Origin of the sequence: Staphylococcus sp. Mo2-1 (genome assembly GCF_046721385.1) — a bacterium.
Classification (GTDB): domain Bacteria; phylum Bacillota; class Bacilli; order Staphylococcales; family Staphylococcaceae; genus Staphylococcus; species Staphylococcus equorum_A.
In genome coordinates, this window is record NZ_JBEUUK010000001.1 from 560,361 (window position 1) to 578,704 (window position 18,344).

Consider the following 18,344-nt stretch of genomic DNA (forward strand, 5'->3'; position numbering starts at 1 on the left):
AAATGAAAACAATCGAATTACACATCACTTTACAACCGCAAGTACTGGATACACAAGGACAAGCGTTAAACCGCGCAGTACATGATTTAGGATATAAACAAGTAAACGATATTCGTGTAGGTAAAGTTTTATATATGACAATTGATGAAGCAACTGACGAAGCTGTACACAATGTAATTACAACACTAAGTGAAAAATTATTTGCTAACACTGTAATTGAAGAATATAGTTACAAAGTTTTGGATGAAGGAGAGAAAGCTTAATGAAATTTGCAGTGTTGAAATTTCCAGGATCAAACTGTGACCGAGATATGTATAACGCGGCAGTGAAATCTGGTGTCCAAGCAGAATTTGTAGATTATAGAAATACTTCTTTAGAAGGGTTTGATGGTGTACTTATACCTGGTGGCTTCTCATTCGGGGACTATTTACGCTCAGGTGCGATGGCGAGTGTTGCACCGATTACAGAAGAAGTTAAACGTTTTGCAAATGAAGGGAAACCGGTTTTAGGTGTATGTAATGGTTTTCAAATTTTGACTGAAATTGGATTGTTACCAGGTGCATTATTGCATAACGATTCTCATTTATTTGTTAGCCGTAATGAAACTTTAAAAGTTGTAAATAATAAAACGATGTATACCAATTTATATGAAGCGAATGAAGAAGTAATTTATCCAGTTGCACATGGTGAAGGTCACTATTATTGTACGCCAGAAATGTATGAAGCATTAGAAACCAACAATCAAATTATTTTAAAATATCTGGACAATCCGAATGGTTCGTATAATGACATAGCCGGAATTATTAACGAAAAAGGAAATGTGTGCGGTATGATGCCACATCCAGAACGCGCAATTGAGTCAATTTTAGGCACTGATAGTGGAGTGAAATTATTTGAAGCAATGGTAAATAGTTGGAGGGAACAAAATGTCTAAATTTTTAGAGCCAAGTTCAGAGGAAATTAAATTAGAGCGCTTATATAAAGATATGGGTTTAACTGATAAAGAATACGATAAAGTTTGTGAAATCTTAGGACGTGAACCTAATTTTACTGAAATAGGTATTTTTTCTGTAATGTGGAGTGAACATTGTTCATACAAACATTCAAAACCATTTTTAACACAATTTCCAACTTCTGGTAAACATGTATTGATGGGACCAGGTGAAGGCGCTGGTGTTGTAGATATTGGCGATGATCAAGCAGTAGTATTCAAGGTTGAATCACATAATCATCCTTCAGCAGTAGAACCCTACCAAGGCGCAGCTACAGGTGTTGGCGGTATCATTAGAGATATTGTTTCTATGGGTGCAAGACCTATCAATTTATTAAATAGTTTACGTTTCGGTGAATTAACAGAGAAACAAAATCGTCGTTTATTACGTGGTGTTGTCGCCGGTATTGGCGGTTATGGTAACTGTATTGGTATCCCGACTACTGCAGGCGAAATTGAATTCGATAGTAGATATGATGGTAACCCCTTAGTTAACGCTATGTGTGTGGGTGTTATTGACCACGATATGATTCAAAAAGGGACTGCTAAAGGTGAAGGCAACCCAGTCATCTATGTTGGATTAAAAACCGGCCGTGATGGTATTCATGGTGCTACATTCGCTTCTGAAGAACTAAGTGATGATAGTGAAAGTAAACGACCATCTGTTCAAATTGGTGATCCATTTGTTGGTAAAAAATTAATGGAAGCAACGCTCGAAGCAATTACATTTGATGAACTTGTAGGGATACAAGATATGGGCGCAACCGGACTTACGTCCTCATCTTCAGAGATGGCGGCAAAAGGTGGCAGTGGCTTACATCTTAAACTTGAAAATGTACCGACTAGAGAAGAAGGCATTTCACCATATGAAATGATGCTCTCTGAAACACAAGAACGTATGCTACTTGTTGTTGAAAAAGGTACAGAAGATAAATTTTTAGAATTATTCGACAAACATGAACTAGATAGCGCAGTAATTGGTGAGGTAACAGATACAGATCGCTTTGTTCTTACTTATGAAGGCGAAGTATATGCTGACATACCAGTACAACCGTTATCAGACGAAGCACCTGTATACACTCTAGAAGGTGAAGCGCCAGAATATAATACAGCAAAAAATGATTATAGCAATATTGATGTAGAAAATGTGTTTGACCAATTACTACAACATCCTACGATTGCATCAAAACGTTATTTATACGAACAATACGACCAACAAGTCGGTGCAAATACTATTGTTAAACCAGGTTTACAATCATCTGTAGTACGTGTTGAAGGTACAAATAAAGCTATCGCATCAACAATCGATGGCGAAGCACGTTACGTCTTTAATAATCCATATGAAGGCGGGAAAATGGTCGTTGCTGAAGCATATCGCAATTTAATATCTGTAGGTGCTACACCATTAGCTATGACAGATTGTTTGAATTATGGTTCTCCAGAAAATAAAGAAATCTATCAACAACTTGCAGACTCAACAAAAGGTATGGCAGAAGCTTGTGAAGTTTTAAGCACCCCTGTCGTGTCTGGTAACGTGTCATTATATAACGAAAATAGAGAAGCATCTATTTTCCCAACACCTGTTGTAGGTATGGTTGGATTAATTGAAGATATTCAATATCTAAATGAATTTACGCCGCATGCAGGAGATACTTTATACATTGTTGGTGAAACAAAAGATGATTTTGGCGGAAGTCAAATTGAGAAACTACTTTACAAAGAGGTCAATCATGAGTTTGAAACGATTGATTTATCAGATGAAGTACGTAAAGGCGAAGCTATTAAACAAACAATTCGTAATGGTGTTGCGTCACACGTACAAACAGTTGGTAAGGGTGGATTATTAGTGACATTGGCACGGATAAGTGCATATCATCAATTAGGTATGAACGTTAATTTAGATGTTACAAACGAACAACTTTTCAGTGAAACTCAAGGACGTTATGTTGTTGCAGTTAAAGAAGGTCAATCGTTCGATGTAGAAAACGCAGTAGAAATTGGTAAGTTAACTCAAGACGGCCAATTCCTCGTATCAAACAAGGAAGTTCAAGTAACGCGAGAAGTTAAAAATCTGAATGAATTATGGGAAGGGGCTATTCCTAAATGTATGACTACAGTGGATTAAATGAAGAGTGTGGTGTATTTGGAATTTGGGATCATCCAGAAGCCGCACAGTTAACATATATGGGGTTACACAGTTTACAACATCGTGGCCAAGAAGGCGCTGGTATCGTGTGTTCGGATGGCGAATCACTTGTTGGGCAACGCGGTATGGGTTTACTTACTGAAGCAATTTCAGATACCCAACTTGAATCTTTTAAATCCTATAAACATGCAATCGGTCATGTACGTTATGCCACTTCTGGTAATAAAGGAATAGAAAATATCCAACCATTTTTATATCATTTTTATGATATGAGTGCCGCAGTTTGTCATAACGGTAATCTAATTAATGCACAAAGTTTAAAAAGATCGTTAGAGCATCAGGGGTCTATTTTCCATTCTTCATCAGATACAGAAGTAATTATGCATTTAATACGTAGAAGTAAGGCGCCAACCTTTGAAGATGCGCTTCAAGAAAGCTTGAGAAAAATCAAAGGCGGCTTTACTTTCGCATTATTAACAAAAGATGCGTTGTATGGTGCAGTTGATCCTAATGCAATTCGCCCGTTAGTTGTAGGCAAAATGAAGACTGGTGCATATATCATTGCTAGTGAAACATGTGCGATTGATGTACTAGGTGCAGAATTTGTGCAAGATATTCATGCAGGTGAATATGTTGTGATTAATGACGAGGGTATTAGAGTAGAGTCTTATACAAGACATACGACAACTGCAATTTCAGCAATGGAATATATTTATTTCGCAAGACCTGATTCTACGATTGCTGGTAAAAATGTTCATGCAATTAGAAAACAATCAGGTAAACAGCTTGCTCAAGAAAGTCCAGCTGACAATGCGGATATGGTCATTGGTGTGCCTAATTCTTCTCTATCTGCGGCTTCAGGTTACGCAGAGGAAAGCGGATTACCTTATGAGATGGGACTTGTTAAAAATCAATACGTAGCGCGTACATTTATTCAACCTACACAAGAATTACGAGAGCAGGGCGTACGTGTTAAGCTGTCTGCAGTTAAAGATATCGTTCATAATAAAAATATTGTACTTGTAGATGATTCCATTGTAAGAGGTACGACAAGTAGACGCATTGTACAAATGCTAAAAGACGCAGGTGCTAATGAAGTGCACGTTCGTATTGCTTCGCCAGAGTTTATGTTTCCAAGTTTTTATGGCATAGACGTCTCGACAACAGCTGAACTGATTTCTGCGAATAAATCGCCTCAAGAAATTAGTGACCATATTGGATCAGATTCTTTAGCATACTTAACTGTCAATGGGCTTATTCAATCTATTGGTCTGAATGAAGATGCACCTTACAGTGGTTTATGTGTAGAAAGTTTTACTGGAGATTACCCAGCTGGACTTTATGACTATGAGTCAGACTATCTAGAGCATTTAAGTGAACGTCAAAAAGAATATTTAGCAAATCATACACAATACTTTGATAAAGAGGGGAATTTAAATGTCTAAAGCATACCAACAAGCAGGTGTCGACATTAACGCAGGTTATGAAGCGGTAGAACGTATGTCGAGTCATGTTAAAAGAACGATGCGTAAGGAAGTACTTGGTGGACTTGGCGGTTTCGGTGCAACATTTGATTTGTCGCAATTGAATATGAAAGCGCCCTTACTTGTCTCAGGAACTGATGGTGTTGGAACAAAGTTAAAATTAGCTATAGATAACAATAAGCACGATACAATAGGTGTCGATGCCGTTGCAATGTGTGTGAATGATATTTTAACAACCGGTGCAGAGCCACTTTATTTCTTAGATTATATTGCAACACATAAAGTAATTCCAGAAGTCGTTGAACAGATTGTCAAAGGGGTAAGCGATGGCTGTGAAGAAACAAACACTGCACTTATTGGTGGAGAAACAGCTGAAATGGGAGAAATGTATCACGAAGGAGAATATGATTTAGCAGGTTTTGCTGTAGGCGCTGTAGAAAAAGATGAATATATCGATGGCACTTCAGTTGCACCAGGACAAGTTATTATAGGTCTTGAATCTAGTGGTATTCATTCAAATGGTTATAGTTTAGTTAGAAATTTAATTAACAAATCAGGAATTAATTTAAATGATAAGTTTGATGAACAACGCACATTCTTAAATGTCTTTTTAGAACCTACACGTTTATATGTTAAACCAGTGCTTGCTGTAAAAGATGCAGTGAAAATCCATGCAATGACGCATATTACTGGTGGAGGTTTCTATGAAAATATTCCTAGAGCATTACCTGAAGGAGTTACAGCAAAAATTAATGTGTCAAAATTCCCAACACCGCAAATATTTGACTGGTTACAAACACAAGGGGAAATCTCAACTGAAGAAATGTATAATGTTTTTAACATGGGCATTGGCTTTACATTAATTGTAGACAAAGAAAATGAAGCAGACAGTGTTGAATATATTGGAACAACAACAAGTTAAGGCATACCAAATTGGTGAAATCGTTAAAGGTGATCAACCAATTCAATTATTGGGGGTATAACTGTGACTAAAATAGCTATTTTTGCGTCAGGATCAGGTAGTAACTTTGAAAGCATCATGACTCAAATCGAAGAAGGTAATTTACCTCATATAGAAGTCACTGCCTTATACACAGACCAAGTAAGTGCTTATTGTATTGAACGTGCTAGAAAATATAATTTAGATGTTCACATCAATGAACTTAAAAATTTTCCTTCTAAAGCAGATTATGAGCGTAAAATTATCGAATGGCTTACTTCAGAGCAAGTAGAATGGATTGTTCTAGCAGGTTATATGAAGCTGATCGGTGAAAATATATTAAAAGCATACAATAGACGTATTATTAATATACACCCTTCACTGTTACCTAAATATAAAGGTAAAGACGCAGTAGGCCAAGCTCTGGAGAGCGGTGATACGATTACAGGTACAACAGTGCATTATGTGGACAGTGGGATGGACACAGGAGAAATTATCGAACAATGGACATGTGATATATACCCGGACGATACGAAAGAACAACTAGAAGAAAGAATTAAAGTGATGGAACATGAATTATATCCGAAAGTGATATCCAAAATCATTAAATAAGAGGTGCCAATACAAAATGAAAAAAGCAATTTTAAGTGTGTCTAATAAAAGTGGTGTTGTGGCATTTGCCCAATCCTTAAACGAATTAGGGTATGAGTTATATTCTACAGGTGGCACGATGCAAGCTTTAGTCGAAGCGAATGTTCCAGTAAAATCAATTTCAGAATTAACACAATTTGAAGAAATTATGGATGGAAGAGTTAAAACATTACATCCATCTGTTCATGGAGGTATACTAGCTGATCGAGATAAGCCAGAACATTTGCAACAATTAAAAGCGCAAGATATTGATCTTATAGATATGGTGGTAGTTAATCTATATCCATTTAAAGAAACTGTAGCGAATCCTGATGTTACAGAAAGCGATGCAATCGAAAACATCGATATCGGTGGACCAACTATGTTACGTGCTCGCAGCTAAAAACTTTAAACATGTCACGACAGTCGTACATCCAGCAGATTATAATGAAGTTATTGAAAAACTGAAAAATGACGATTTGGATGAAGCATACCGTAAGTCACTGATGATCAAAGTGTTTGATCACACAAATCAATATGATGCGGCAATTGTTGAATTCTTTAAAGATAATAAAGAAAGTCTACGCTATGGTGAAAACCCACAACAATCAGCACAGTTTATTCGTACATCTACTGCAGCCGCACACACTTGGAGGCGCCAAACAGTTACATGGTAAACAATTAAGCTATAACAATATTAAAGATGCAGATGCGGCTTTATCACTTGTTAAGCAATTTGAACAACCAGACGGCAGTAGCAGTAAAACATATGAATCCTTGTGGTGTAGGTGTTGGAGAATCAATTAATGATGCTTATCAATATGCCTTTGAAGCGGATAGTCAATCTATTTTTGGTGGAATTGTCGCTTTAAATAGATCTGTAGATAGCACGTTGGCAGAAACTTTACATGAAATATTCTTAGAAGTTATTATTGCTCCAAAATTCACACAAGAAGCATTAGACATTTTAAGTAAAAAGAAAAATATACGACTTTTAGAAATTGATATGACGATTGATAACAGTGAACAAGAAGTCGTGTCTGTTTCAGGTGGCTATTTAATACAAGATAAAGATAATGTGAAATTAACACGTGACGATATGAAAGTAGTCACAGAAGTTGAACCTACCGAAGCGCAATGGGATGCAATGTTATTAGGATGGAAAGTGGTTGCATCTGTGAAAAGTAACGCAATCATTCTCAGTAATGCGAAACAAACAGTCGGAATTGGCGCAGGACAAATGAACCGTGTTGGGTCAGCAGAAATCGCCATAGAACGTGCGATAGAAATGAATGATCAAGTTGCAATGGTATCAGATGGTTTCTTCCCAATGGATGATACAGTTGAATTAGCAGCTAAGTCAGGTATCAAAGCGATTATTCAGCCAGGCGGTTCAATTAAAGATCAAGCATCTATAGATATGGCAAATAAATATGGTATTGCAATGGTAACTACAGGCGTTCGACACTTTAAACATTAAGGGAATTGGAGGCAATAAACTTTATGAAAGTACTCGTAATTGGTGCAGGTGGCAGAGAGCACGTTATAGCGCACAAATTGAAGCAATCACCACTTGTTAATGAAATATTTGCAATCCCAGGTAATGACGCAATGTCGAATGTTGCACAGGTACATAGTGAAATAGCAGAAACAGAACATGAACAAATTGTAGCATTTGCACAACAACATGATATTACATGGGCAATCATTGGCCCTGAGCAACCTTTAACAGATGGATTAGCTGACAAATTAGAAGCTGGACAAACAAAAGTATTTGGACCTAATCGAGCAGCTGCACAAATCGAAGGTTCAAAATTATTTGCTAAAGAATTAATGGAAAAATATGGTATTCCAACTGCTGAATATACAGAAATTACAAATAAGCAAGATGCATTAGCTTATATTCAATCATGTGAGTATCCAGTTGTATTGAAAAAAGATGGATTAGCAGCAGGTAAAGGGGTTATCATTGCGGAAAGCTATGAGGAAGCATTATCAGGTGTAGAAGAACTTTACCCGGAAGAAGAAGGCATTGTGGTTTTCGAACAATTTCTTGAGGGTGAAGAATTCTCGTTAATGACTTTCGTAAATAATGACTATGCTGTGCCATTTGATTGTATAGCGCAAGACCATAAACGGGCATTTGATGGTGACTTAGGTCCGAACACCGGAGGTATGGGTGCGTATTGTCCAGTGCCTCACATTGAGGATGCTATTATCAAACGAACAAATGAAGAAATTGCGCAGCCTATTGCCAAAGCATTGGTTAGTGAAGGCTATTCATTTTTTGGTGTACTATACATTGGAGCAATTATTACTGATGAAGGACCAAAAGTAATTGAGTTTAATGCCCGTTTTGGTGATCCTGAAGCTCAAGTACTTTTAACACGTATGGAAAGTGATTTAATGCGAGCATATTTTAGATTTAGAAGCTAAAAAACCAATTCATTTTCAATGGAAAGCCGATTCTGTAGTAGGCGTTATGCTTGCATCTAAAGGGTATCCAGCAAAATATGAAAAGGGTAAAACTGTTTCAGGTTTCGATTTAGATGGTCAATACTTTGTGAGTGGATTAAAAAAAGAACAAGATATATATGTGACATCTGGTGGGCGTGTTATTCTGGCCTTAGGTGAAGGCAAAGATATTGCAAGTGCTAAAGCTAAAGCATATGAGGCGGTCGATAAAATCAAAAGCAATGCATTGTTTTATCGAAAGGACATTAGTGATAAAGCACTTATATAACAATTAAAGTAATTTATATATAGATATTTTGAATTATATAAATTGAATAAGTTATCAAAAAAGCGTTAAGACAAAGTGGTTTAAGTTTTGTCTTAACGCTTTTGTGTTTAAATTACATGGACAGTAATGTAATTTAGTAAATACTTGAAATACGCACATCATTAATTCCTGTGATTTGAACATATTGTGCTAGGAAATATGCAACAATTAAAATAGAACTTACAACTACGATTAATAAAAGATCTTTATACGAGAAAGGTGCATAATAATAGTATGTTCTAGGTCCGTCTTTAAATCCTTTCTTCTCCATAGCAACTGATAATTGATGCGCTTTTCTAATGTTTTGACTTAGTAGTGGTATTACAAGATGTTTTAAACGTTTAAAGCCTCTGTAATTACGTGAATCAATCATTTGATAGCGCATTTTCAATGATTTTCTGAGTTGAAATAATGAAGTGAACATTAAAGGAACCATTCTAATTGCCGCCATAAATGCATATGCTATTTTAGGTTTAACTTTAAGATGTTGCATAAGACTATAAAAAATCATGACAATTTGTGATGTGAAGGCAATTAAAATTCCAAAAAGAGAAATAGTTGTCGTACGCATTGCTAAGTGCAAACCACGATATAAACTTTCGGTAGTAATTTGAATAAAGCCTAATTTAAATATTGTATGTGTGCCATCACCATAGAAAATCATGAATAAAGCAGATATCAAACTAAAAGTGATAGTAAAGAGTATGAAAATAAAAGTGATTTTGAATTGCAATCCATTAAATAAAAGTAAAAATATCAACATTAATAACATTATATAGAGCATGTAATCAAATTGATGTACAAAGATAACAAAGAAAAACAAAATGACTGCCATTGCTAATTTAGTAATAATGTTGACGTCGTCAACAAATGAATAGTGTTTTTTCCATATCTCAAACATAAGTATCACCCTTTAGTTCAGTTAATTGATGTTGATTGACATGAAGTCTTCGGGTTGGATACCGTGCAATAATTTCTGAATCATGCGTTACCATTACAATCGTTTGTCCATTTTGTACACGTGATTGGAATAATTTAATAAGGTTGAATGTATTATGACTATCGAGACCAAAGGTAGGTTCATCAAGTAAAATAAAGTCAGAAGATGAACTTAGTGCAATTGCAACGCTTAGACGTCTTTTTTGACCCATAGACAGTTCATATGGATGTTGTGCTTTAACTGCTTGTAAATTAAGTATTTCAAGCATATTCTGTGTTTCTCGCTCAGCTTCAACAGTTGAACGTGTTTTATTCTTATATTGAATATAAATTTCATCATATACAGAATGAGTAATAAATTGTAATTCGGGGTTTTGATAAACTAAATACATATGCTTTGCGGCAGTTTTAATTTTTGATAATGCATGATTGTTAAAATACATTTTACCATCATATTTAATGAGTTGCATCATCGATTCTATTAAGGAAGTTTTGCCGCTACCATTTGAGCCAGTGATGGTGATCCATTCGCCAAGCACAAATGTTTAATTCTGATATGTTGATTAGTTGCTGTTTACCTCGTTTAATCAAGCCGTTTTTAAATTTAAAGGTATCATCTGATTGTTGTGTAGTTGAAACATGTTGTGTTTTTAATGATGGTGGGGCGGATTGCCAAGCATTAGGATGCCACACACCATATTCCGTTAATAGATGCTCATAGTCATGCAATATCTTATTAGGAGGTGCATCGGCTATTATGGCACCATCATAATTTAATAGAATGACACGATCAACATGTTGCCAAATATGTTCTACTTTGTGCTCTACAATTAATACAGTTTGGTCATGCCACAATGCTTTTATTTTTTGCCATAAATCCGCAGTTGCATCCACATCTAGCATTGCTGTTGGTTCATCTAAGAATAGGGTGTTTGCTTGTTGTAACAAAGTTTCTGCAATTGCTAATTTTTGTTTCATTCCACCGCTTAATTGATTAATATGTTGATTTTCATCGACATTTAAATCTACTGTCGCTAAGGCAGATTGAATACGGCTTTCCATTTCATCGCGTGGTACACGCAAGTTTTCTAAAACAAAAGCAAGTTCCTCATATACTTTTGGCATACAAAATTGAGTGTCTGGATCTTGAAAAATAACGCCACAATCCTCATCAATTTGTAATTCATCATATTTCATAGGTAAATCTATAAGATTAGGAACGATACCACTTAAAACGTTTAATAACGTACTTTTACCTGAACCAGAAGGACCTAAGAGCAATACTTTTTCTTTGTCTTTTATATGAAGTGTTAAATTATCAAATATTTTATTATGACCGTTAGGGTATTTTAAACGTAAATTTTTTGTGACTATCAAGTTTATTGCTCCTTATAAATTGTCGTAATCGCTCTGAGTTGCAGGTCTGAATAATTTAGTGACACCAGTTTGATCTAAGGCTTTCACAATATAGTAAGATAAAAGGCCTGCTACGACAATTCCACTTATAAGTCTAAATACTATATATAATGTAAGGTTCCAACCAGCTATTTCACCGAGATAACCATAAGCAAAATCTAATGGCAATGTTGATACTGAAGCCAAGAAACCGGCTAACATTGCAACCATTGCTGAGCGAGATTTATATCTGAAAAGCGCAAAGATGAGTTCACATGCTAATCCTTGTATTAAAGCATAAACCATTGTAGCAATATCAAAACGGCCCATGACAATCGTTTCACCAAGCACCTGCAGCAAATTCGGCTAAAATAGCGATACCTGCTTTTGGAATAATAAGATAAGCTACAATAGCTGCCATAAACCAGGCTCCGTAAGTTAGTTCTTCAAAATGAAGCCCTGTAACTTGTAGTGCTTTATAGACAAAATTCCAAATGTTATAAATGACGGCGAAAACTACTGCTATTAATACAGTTACTAGTATCTCAGAAAGTTTTAATCCTTTTGACATATATACTCCTCCTATATAAAAAAACGCACAACCTTCTAGAAAGGTGCGCGTTAAATACAGGCATACGGATACCATTTTTTAATAAGTATCGCAGTACACTTTCCTACGCTAGTTTAATCTAGATCAGGTTCAAAGGGTTTGAGGGTATACCTCATCTCAGTCACTAAACACCCCTAGTGCGAATGATTATTTAATTTAACTCTAATGTATGATTTTTAATCACTTCTGTCAAGGTTGTAAATGAAGCTAATAAAAAATATTATGTATTTCAAGATATATTTAGCCTTCTACTATATTAAAATAGCTATATGTTTCATGTTAGGCGGAAAGTGAGGGAATATGGCAGAAAACTAAAAAAAGAGCGAAACAGCAATCAAAAATTTGATTCTGCATTTTCGCTCCCACAAAGTAGAATAGCTATCAAATAGCTACTACTAGTATAATAATTAAGCCTGACACAGGTATTTATGTCTAAGTGATACTTTTATTAATCAAAAGTATCTTGAATATTTTTTTGCGTTTCTTCGCTATTTTTTTCAGATGAATCTTTTTCATCTTTTAATTTATCTTCAGTTTCTTTAGCTTTTTCAGCTGCTTTTTTATTTAATTCTTCTTTACTCATAAACAAAACACTCCTTCATGTTTAATCATCTATACAACCTAAATACCACGAAGAGCAAAGGGCTAAACAAAAGTACTTAAAAAATGGAGGAGAAAACTGTAAAATTAAAAGTAATATTAAATAAATTGTTTAGAGTAAAGGTATATGTGGAAATTTGACTATACAACTAATTTATATCATACTATAGACTTATTTATTGAGATTATTAAAGACAAGAGCTAAATGTTAATATATAATAACTTTGAGGTGAATGGTATGTCTTTTATGAAGAAACACGCTGAGATATTATATAGTTATATTATAGGCATCGTTTCGCTTTTCACAGGTCTCATCATTTTAATTAATTTACCAATGATTCATAAATTAAATGGCAAAGGTAAAATTGATTTACACATTCATAATGTATGGGATTTTATAAACGCATTTTTTGCTGAAATAATTAGGGTAATGAGCAATTACATAGGGAATTTTCCAGTAGTTAGCGCCATTTTAATAATTATATTTGGCATTGGATTAATTATGCTAGGAATGACTTTATTTAGAACAACACGATATGACTACGATATTTCAATATTCTTTTTAGTTATTGGTATTCTCTTCTTTATCATAACGCTAATCTTGATGACCCAAGTTTATAGTTTTTTCGCTATTATTTTCGTAATACCATTTGTGATTCACATTGGTTATATCGTTTATAAAGATGAGTTAAATAAAGAACATAGAAAATATCATTATTTATGGATTATTTTCAGTTATGGGTTTAGTTATTTGATAACACAATTGGTGTTATATGGAAGAATTGAGAGTGATGAAATTATACCAATTGACATCTTAAGCGTTAACACATTTTTCATAATTATGTGGTTACTGGGACAAATGTCAATTTGGAATTTCTTATTCTTAAGAAGATCATTACCATTAACAAAACAGGAATTAGGCGAAGAAGAACCAGAATTATCTAGAACGAGTAAAGACACTGTAACGAACCAAACGATGGAACGTTGGAAAACTTTACAAGACAAAACGACAGAATTTACGCGTAAGACTCGTAGAAGTGTAGATATTCAGAAAGCAAGAGATAAGAAAGATAAATTTATTGAAAAATGGAAGAATATTATTGATATACAAGATGATGATGTTCCAAATTGGATGAAGAAACCAAAATGGATTAAACCTAGTTATGTAGAATTATTTTGTGGCGCGGTTTTATTATTCTTCACATTGATTGAATTTAATAATAGAAATTCATTATTTGTTTCTGGTAATTGGGAGATTGGCCAAACGCAATATGTCATTGAATGGATAACGTTGTTCATCTTAATGATTATCATCATTATTTATATTTTAACGACATTGACGAATTATTTGAAAGGCCGATTTTATTATCTACAATTATTTATGGTAAGTTTATTATTCTTTAAATTATTTACTGAATTTATGAATATCATGGTTCACGGATTATTGCTTTCAATTTTCATTACACCGATTTTAGTTATGATGTTAATTGCAGTTGTAGTAGCGTTTATAATTAAATTACGAGAACCTTCTAGAGATTAAAAACTTAATAATGTTGTTTGACGAACCTATCTTCCAATCGGTTGGAAGATAGGTTTTTTTATTAAGAAAGTTTAAGAATGACAAATACTTAGTCAAAACGTTTGAGTTAAATGAATATTAATGATGTTACGATGTACTTGAAATGATAAAATAGGTAAGCGACAGATAAATATAAAAAAATAGTAGAAAGGCTGACATAATTTTATGAAAACTGCCACATTAAATAGAGGTAAAGAAACAAAATATTTAAATGAATATCCATTGGTAAGTGAAGATGATATTTACGCACATGATCACTTACATGAAGGAGATTTATTTCAGCTACTAAATGATAAAGATCAGTATATCGCAACTGCGTATGTTGGACGTCAACATAAAGGCATCGGTTGGGTATTGAGTTACTCACGTGATGAAGTGGTTAATACACAATTTTTTGAAAAATTATTTGATATTGCGAAAAAAGAACGTGAATATTTTTATAATGTAGAGGGCACAAATGCATTTAGAGTATTTAACGGCGAAGGTGATGGTGTTGGTGGTCTCACAATCGACAACTACAATGGTCATTACTTAGTTCAATGGTATTCTAAAGGAATCTATAAGTTCCGTTATAATATTTTGAGTGCACTGAAAGCAATATTCGGTTATACGTCAATTTTTGAAAAATTACGTTTTAAAGATGCCGCTGTAGAAGGTGGCTTCGTTGACGGAGATGCACCAGAATTTCCAATTGTCATCGAAGAAAACTTCACATTTTACAATGTACATTTAAACGATGGACCTATGACAGGTATCTTTTTAGATCAAAGAGAAGTAAGAAAGAAATTAAAAGAGCAATACGCGCAAGATAAAAATTTACTAAACTTATTCAGTTATACAGGGGCATTCTCAGTTGTAGCTGCAGATAATGCAGAGATGACAACAAGTGTTGATTTAGCTAACCGCTCTCGTGCGCTTACTGAAAGTAATTTCGGTTTAAATTCTATAGACCCGGCGTCACAATATATTTATGTTATGGATACTTTTAATTTCTATAATTATGCACGTCGTCATGATTTCTTCTACGATACAATTGTGATTGATCCACCAAGTTTTGCGAGAAACAAGAAAAAAACATTTTCTGTCTTAAAAGACTACGATAAATTAATCGTTGGTGCACTGGATATACTAGGTCCTGAAGGTACATTACTATTATGTACAAACAACAGTACATTTTCATTAAAAGCATTTAAAAATGTAGTTACGGAAACGTTAACTAAAGAAGAAGTGGACTTTGAAATCATTGATGTCATGGGCTTACCAAAAGATTTTAAAACGCATGCACACTACAAACCTTCAAAATATTTAAAAGCGATTTTTGTAAAAATACAGTAAAGTGTGAAAAAACGGGTATTATTCTTAGTGTATAGAAATTACTAAGGAGTGAATATAATGAGTTTTAAAAATAAAATCACAAATAACGTTACACAAAAAGTAGGAAACAAAGTTTTAAATATAGAAGATATAAAAAATAAAGGTAGTATACCAACAACATATAACGAAATTGAAGAGCGTCGCCAACGTGCAGAGGCTTTAGTGAGAAAAAATCAATGCTATCATCTGGCGTAAGTGTAGTACCTATTCCAGGTTTAGGCTTCAGTGTAGATATTAAACTTATGAAAGATGTTATTGAAGACGTAAATAAGATTTATGGTCTTGATCATAAACAAGTTAATACAATGGGAGACGACATGAAAGAACGTGTGCTAACTACGGCGGCAATTCAAGGTAGCCAATTTATCGGTAAAAAAGTATCTAGTGCTATCCTCAAAGTAGTTATTCGTGATGTAGCGAAACGTACTGCGACAGAAACAAACGAAATGGTTCCCAGTAGTAGGTCAAGCAATCACTGCTTCTATAAGTTATTATTTCATGAAAAAAATAGGCAATGATCATATCCAAAAATGTGAAAAAGTTGTTAAATCACTCGTGTAAAACTACAGCGTTTTCACAAATTGTTAAATAATCGCTGAATATTGTCATGACATGGGTGCAAGGAATTGAATTTATATATATAATTTGGTAATCTTATTATATAAAACTATGTTAGGTTTTATAATAAACTAACGATTCTAACTATACGAAGGAGAAATAAATTATGGAACAAAAATCATATGTAATTATCGATGAAACAGGTATTCACGCTCGTCCAGCGACAATGCTTGTTCAAACTGCCTCAAAATTTGATTCAGATATTCAATTAGAATATAACGGTAAAAAAGTTAACTTGAAATCAATCATGGGTGTTATGAGTTTAGGTGTAGGTAAAGATGCTGAAATCACTATCTACGCTGATGGTAGCGATGAAAAAGACGCAATCGAAGCAATCACTGAGATTTTATCTAAAGAAGGATTAACTAAATAATATGTCTAACTATATAAATGGTATTGCTCGCATCTGATGGTGTAGCGATTGCCAAAGCATATTTATTAGTTGAACCAGATCTTTCATATAATAGTGAAAAGATTACAGATATCGACGCTGAAATTGCTAAGTTCAATGATGCCATCGAAACATCTAAAGTTGAATTAACAAAAATAAGAAATAACGCTGAAAAAAATCTAGGTGCTGATAAAGCAGCAATTTTTGATGCTCATTTATTAGTTTTAGATGATCCAGAGTTAATTCAACCGATTGAAGACAAGATTAAAAATGACCAAGTTAACGCACCAACTGCATTATCTGAAGTAACTGGACAATTCATTACTATATTTGAAAATATGGATAATGAATACATGAAAGAACGTGTTGCTGATATCCGTGACGTTTCTAAACGTGTGTTAGCACATATTTTAGGTGTAGAGTTACCAAACCCAAGTATCATTGATGAAAGCGTTGTTATAATCGGAAACGATTTAACACCTTCAGATACTGCTCAGTTAAATAAAGAATTCGTGCAAGGCTTTGTAACAAATATTGGTGGAAGAACATCACACTCAGCAATTATGAGCCGTTCTTTAGAGATTCCTGCAGTTGTAGGTACAAAATCTATTACTAAAGACGTTAAACAAGGCGATATGATTATCGTTGATGGATTAACTGGTGAAGTAATTATTGATCCTACAGATGATGAAGTGATCGCTTATGAAAATAAACGTGAACGTTTCTTCGAAGATAAAAAAGAATTACAAAAATTGCGCAATGAAGAAACAAAAACAATTGACGGTAAACATGCTGAATTAGCTGCAAACATCGGTACACCTAATGATTTAAAAGGTGTTATTGAAAATGGTGCAGAAGGTATTGGTTTATATCGTACGGAATTTTTATATATGGGTAGAGATGAAATGCCTACTGAAGATGAACAATTCGAAGCCTATAAAAAAGTTTTAGAAACGATGGAAGATAAACGTGTTGTTGTACGTACATTAGATATCGGTGGCGATAAAGAGTTACCATATTTGAATCTACCTGAAGAAATGAATCCATTCTTAGGTTATCGTGCGATTCGTTTATGTTTAGACCAACCTGATATTTTCAGACCGCAACTTCGTGCATTATTACGTGCATCTGTTTACGGTAAATTAAATATCATGTTCCCAATGGTTGCAACAATCAATGAGTTCCGTGATGCTAAAGCATTATTACTTGAAGAAAAAGAAAACTTAAAACAAGAAGGTACAGAAGTTTCTGATGATATTGAATTAGGTATCATGGTTGAAATTCCTTCAACTGCCGCATTAGCAGATGTCTTCGCAAAAGAAGTTGACTTCTTCAGTATTGGAACGAATGATTTAATTCAATATACAATGGCGGCTGACCGCATGTCTGAACGCGTTTCATACTTGTATCAACCATACAATCCTTCAATTTTACGTTTAGTAAAACAAGTGATCGAAGCATCACATAAAGAAGGTAAATGGACTGGTATGTGTGGCGAAATGGCAGGCGACGAAATCGCTATTCCATTACTATTAGGCTTAGGATTAGATGAATTCTCAATGAGTGCTACATCAGTACTTAAAGCGCGTCGTCAAATCAAAGGTTTAAGCCAAAATGAAATGGAAGAATTGTCACAAAGAGCAATTAATTGTGCAACTTCTGAAGAAGTACAAGAACTAGTTGAGCAATATGCTAAATAATAAATAATAATTGAACATTTGAGTTCGAAAAAAGCTGATAGACCATTTATAGTGGCGCTATCAGCTTTTTTATTTTGCTATGAATTAAAAAAATTAAGAATTAACGTAGTAAGTCATTGCATGTTGTTAAACAGTAACTTTGTAATAACACTAAAAATCATATAG

14 protein-coding genes, 6 pseudogenes and 1 riboswitch are annotated in these 18,344 nt (G+C 34.2%); of the genes and pseudogenes, 16 read left to right on the forward strand and 4 right to left on the reverse strand.

Going from position 1 to position 18,344, the window contains the following annotated elements; all coding sequences use genetic code 11:
* The first annotated feature begins 2 nt into the window (after window positions 1-2).
* The 11 genes and pseudogenes from purS to purD all read left to right on the forward strand — a co-directional run bounded on the left by purS (window position 3) and on the right by purD (window position 8,934).
* Window positions 3-263 (forward strand): phosphoribosylformylglycinamidine synthase subunit PurS, encoded by a 261-nt coding sequence (gene purS, locus ABLV95_RS02800; RefSeq protein ID WP_057511817.1) that lies wholly within the window; start codon window positions 3-5, stop codon window positions 261-263.
* Window positions 263-934: a phosphoribosylformylglycinamidine synthase I gene (gene purQ / locus ABLV95_RS02805; RefSeq protein ID WP_427705010.1), complete on the forward strand. Its 672-nt coding sequence runs from the start codon at window positions 263-265 to the stop codon at window positions 932-934. Before purS ends, purQ begins: the two co-directional genes overlap by 1 nt.
* Entirely contained in the window at window positions 927-3,116 is a 2,190-nt protein-coding gene (purL, locus tag ABLV95_RS02810) for a phosphoribosylformylglycinamidine synthase subunit PurL (RefSeq protein ID WP_460876323.1), read from the forward strand. The genes purQ and purL overlap by 8 nt, the downstream gene beginning before the upstream one ends.
* A complete protein-coding gene (gene purF, locus ABLV95_RS02815; protein ID WP_069816445.1) occupies window positions 3,095-4,582 on the forward strand; it encodes an amidophosphoribosyltransferase in 1,488 nt (495 codons plus the stop codon). Before purL ends, purF begins: the two co-directional genes overlap by 22 nt.
* Window positions 4,575-5,604: pseudogene (gene purM / locus ABLV95_RS02820) on the forward strand (phosphoribosylformylglycinamidine cyclo-ligase). Before purF ends, purM begins: the two are co-directional and overlap by 8 nt.
* A 2-nt stretch (window positions 5,605-5,606) precedes the next feature.
* On the forward strand, window positions 5,607-6,173 hold the full coding sequence (gene purN / locus ABLV95_RS02825) for a phosphoribosylglycinamide formyltransferase (RefSeq protein ID WP_069816441.1): 567 nt from the start codon (window positions 5,607-5,609) through the stop codon (window positions 6,171-6,173).
* Window positions 6,174-6,189: 16 nt separating this feature from the next.
* A complete protein-coding gene (locus ABLV95_RS02830) occupies window positions 6,190-6,594 on the forward strand; it encodes a hypothetical protein (RefSeq protein WP_460876325.1) in 405 nt (134 codons plus the stop codon).
* Complete coding sequence (locus tag ABLV95_RS02835) at window positions 6,581-6,868, forward strand: hypothetical protein (RefSeq protein WP_460876327.1); 288 nt, start codon at window positions 6,581-6,583, stop codon at window positions 6,866-6,868. The genes ABLV95_RS02830 and ABLV95_RS02835 overlap by 14 nt, the downstream gene beginning before the upstream one ends.
* Entirely contained in the window at window positions 6,780-6,998 is a 219-nt protein-coding gene (locus ABLV95_RS02840; protein WP_460876329.1) for a hypothetical protein, read from the forward strand. Before ABLV95_RS02835 ends, ABLV95_RS02840 begins: the two co-directional genes overlap by 89 nt.
* A complete protein-coding gene (locus tag ABLV95_RS02845; protein WP_460876331.1) occupies window positions 6,916-7,671 on the forward strand; it encodes a hypothetical protein in 756 nt (251 codons plus the stop codon). Before ABLV95_RS02840 ends, ABLV95_RS02845 begins: the two co-directional genes overlap by 83 nt.
* Window positions 7,672-7,694: 23 nt before the next feature.
* A pseudogene (gene purD, locus ABLV95_RS02850) lies at window positions 7,695-8,934 on the forward strand (phosphoribosylamine--glycine ligase).
* 133 nt (window positions 8,935-9,067) lie between these two features.
* Here purD and ABLV95_RS02855 read toward each other — a convergent pair.
* The 4 genes and pseudogenes from ABLV95_RS02855 to graF form a co-directional block, all read right to left on the reverse strand.
* Window positions 9,068-9,874, reverse strand: a complete 807-nt coding sequence (locus ABLV95_RS02855) for an energy-coupling factor transporter transmembrane component T family protein (protein ID WP_427704997.1) — start codon at window positions 9,872-9,874, stop codon at window positions 9,068-9,070.
* Window positions 9,867-11,289: pseudogene (locus tag ABLV95_RS02860) on the reverse strand (ABC transporter ATP-binding protein). Before ABLV95_RS02860 ends, ABLV95_RS02855 begins: the two are co-directional and overlap by 8 nt.
* Window positions 11,290-11,301: 12 nt before the next feature.
* Window positions 11,302-11,878, reverse strand: a pseudogene (locus tag ABLV95_RS02865) (ECF transporter S component).
* 83 nt (window positions 11,879-11,961) lie between these two features.
* Window positions 11,962-12,063: riboswitch (TPP riboswitch) on the reverse strand.
* Window positions 12,064-12,365: 302 nt separating this feature from the next.
* Window positions 12,366-12,500, reverse strand: a complete 135-nt coding sequence (gene graF / locus ABLV95_RS02870) for a glycopeptide resistance-associated protein GraF (protein ID WP_218086511.1) — start codon at window positions 12,498-12,500, stop codon at window positions 12,366-12,368.
* Window positions 12,501-12,755: 255 nt separating this feature from the next.
* Between graF and auxA the strand changes: the two genes are divergently transcribed.
* The 5 genes and pseudogenes from auxA (at window position 12,756) to ptsP (ending at window position 18,179) form a co-directional block, all read left to right on the forward strand.
* Window positions 12,756-14,057, forward strand: coding sequence for a lipoteichoic acid stability factor AuxA (gene auxA, locus ABLV95_RS02875; RefSeq protein WP_427704992.1), 1,302 nt, complete (start codon window positions 12,756-12,758; stop codon window positions 14,055-14,057).
* A 204-nt stretch (window positions 14,058-14,261) separates the two neighbouring features.
* On the forward strand, window positions 14,262-15,431 hold the full coding sequence (locus ABLV95_RS02880) for a class I SAM-dependent rRNA methyltransferase (protein ID WP_285322947.1): 1,170 nt from the start codon (window positions 14,262-14,264) through the stop codon (window positions 15,429-15,431).
* A 57-nt stretch (window positions 15,432-15,488) separates the two neighbouring features.
* Window positions 15,489-16,031, forward strand: a pseudogene (locus ABLV95_RS02885) (DUF697 domain-containing protein).
* Between the two features lie 163 nt (window positions 16,032-16,194).
* Complete coding sequence (locus ABLV95_RS02890; protein ID WP_069816423.1) at window positions 16,195-16,461, forward strand: phosphocarrier protein HPr; 267 nt, start codon at window positions 16,195-16,197, stop codon at window positions 16,459-16,461.
* A 1-nt stretch (window position 16,462) separates the two neighbouring features.
* Window positions 16,463-18,179: pseudogene (gene ptsP / locus ABLV95_RS02895) on the forward strand (phosphoenolpyruvate--protein phosphotransferase).
* Window positions 18,180-18,344: the final 165 nt, after the last annotated feature.